Source organism: Gilliamella sp. Occ4-3 (assembly GCF_001690675.1).
In the GTDB taxonomy this organism is placed as follows: domain Bacteria; phylum Pseudomonadota; class Gammaproteobacteria; order Enterobacterales; family Orbaceae; genus Gilliamella; species Gilliamella bombi.
In genome coordinates this window covers 1-2223 of record NZ_LZHR01000078.1, presented here as the reverse complement: position 1 = coordinate 2223, position 2223 = coordinate 1, and the positions used below count along the sequence as shown (strand labels likewise).

1 tRNA gene and 2 rRNA genes are annotated in these 2223 nt (G+C 48.0%); all 3 read left to right on the top strand.

The window, feature by feature from the left end:
* Positions 1 to 889, top strand: a 16S ribosomal RNA gene (locus A9G44_RS08960); the annotation flags it as partial.
* A gap of 54 nt (positions 890 to 943) precedes the next feature.
* Positions 944 to 1019, top strand: a tRNA-Glu gene (locus A9G44_RS08955).
* A gap of 258 nt (positions 1020 to 1277) precedes the next feature.
* Positions 1278 to 2223 (top strand): 23S ribosomal RNA (locus A9G44_RS08950); the annotation flags it as partial.

Here is a 2223-nt window from a genome sequence, read left to right as displayed (position 1 = left end):
GAGTATTGTAGAGGAAGGTAGAATTCCACGTGTAGCGGTGAAATGCGTAGAGATGTGGAGGAATACCGGTGGCGAAGGCGGCCTTCTGGACAGATACTGACGCTGAGATGCGAAAGCGTGGGGAGCAAACAGGATTAGATACCCTGGTAGTCCACGCTGTAAACGATGTCGATTTGGAGTTTGTTGCCTAGAGTGATGGGCTCCGAAGCTAACGCGATAAATCGACCGCCTGGGGAGTACGGCCGCAAGGTTAAAACTCAAATGAATTGACGGGGGCCCGCACAAGCGGTGGAGCATGTGGTTTAATTCGATGCAACGCGAAGAACCTTACCTGGTCTTGACATCCACAGAATCTTGTAGAGATACGAGAGTGCCTTCGGGAACTGTGAGACAGGTGCTGCATGGCTGTCGTCAGCTCGTGTTGTGAAATGTTGGGTTAAGTCCCGCAACGAGCGCAACCCTTATCCTTTGTTGCCATCGATTAGGTCGGGAACTCAAAGGAGACTGCCGTTGATAAAGCGGAGGAAGGTGGGGACGACGTCAAGTCATCATGGCCCTTACGACCAGGGCTACACACGTGCTACAATGGCGTATACAAAGGGAGGCGACCTCGCGAGAGTAAGCGGACCTCACAAAGTACGTCTAAGTCCGGATTGGAGTCTGCAACTCGACTCCATGAAGTCGGAATCGCTAGTAATCGTGAATCAGAATGTCACGGTGAATACGTTCCCGGGCCTTGTACACACCGCCCGTCACACCATGGGAGTGGGTTGCACCAGAAGTAGATAGCTTAACCTTCGGGAGGGCGTTTACCACGGTGTGGTTCATGACTGGGGTGAAGTCGTAACAAGGTAACCGTAGGGGAACCTGCGGTTGGATCACCTCCTTACGAAGTGCTCGTAAGTGTTCACACAGATTGTTTGTTTAGAAGAGAAATAATTAAGTCCCCTTCGTCTAGAGGCCTAGGACATCGCCCTTTCACGGCGGTAACAGGGGTTCGAATCCCCTAGGGGACGCCATAAAATGTGATGAAATTATTTTTCTAAAAAAATTATGTTTGTATTTACTTGATTTAGTGGTTAAGTGAATAGAAAGATAAAGCTCTTTAACAATTAGGAACAAGCTGAAAGAAACGAGTTCTCGTTTTTACGAAAGACTTTTAATTATAGGTTGAGTTAAAGTTTATTGAACTTTGATTGAACAATCTATAAATGAAAAGAGAATAAGTAAGAAAGAGAAGAAAGCGTAATTTAAACCAAGACAACTGTGAGTTGTAAGGTTAAGAAATTAAGCGTACACGGTGGATGCCTAGGCAATCAGAGGCGAAGAAGGACGTGTTAATCTGCGAAAAGCGACGGTAAGCTGATAAAAAGCGTAATAGCCGTCGATGTCCGAATGGGGAAACCCAGTGTAGGAAACTACACTATCATCTAATGAATCCATAGTTAGATGAGGCGAACCGGGAGAACTGAAACATCTAAGTACCCCGAGGAAAAGAAATCAACCGAGATTCCCTAAGTAGCGGCGAGCGAAAGGGGAGTAGCCCAAGCGGGTAGCATAAAGTATTAGTGGAAGCGTCTGGAAAGTCGCACGATAGAGGGTGAAAGTCCCGTACACGAAGGTGCGTTATGTGGAAGCTTATAGAGTAGGGCGGGACACGTGATATCCTGTCTGAAGAAGGGGGGACCATCCTCCAAGGCTAAATACTCCTGATTGACCGATAGTGAACCAGTACCGTGAGGGAAAGGCGAAAAGAACCCCGGGAGGGGAGTGAAATAGACCCTGAAACCGTGTACGTACAATCAGTGGGAGCTGTTACCGTTAGGTAATAGTGACTGCGTACCTTTTGTATAATGGGTCAGCGACTTATATTCTGTAGCGAGGTTAACCGAATAGGGGAGCCGAAGGGAAACCGAGTATTAACTGTGCGTTAAGTTGCAGGGTATAGACCCGAAACCCGGTGATCTAGCCATGGGCAGGTTGAAGGTTGGTTAACACTAACTGGAGGACCGAACCGACTAATGTTGAAAAATTAGCGGATGACCTGTGGCTGGGGGTGAAAGGCCAATCAAACCGGGAGATAGCTGGTTCTCCCCGAAAGCTATTTAGGTAGCGCCTCATGAATGACTGTTGGGGGTAGAGCACTGTTTCGGCTAGGGGGCCATCCCGGCTTACCAACCCGATGCAAACTCCGAATACTGACAAGTTGAATCATGGGAGACA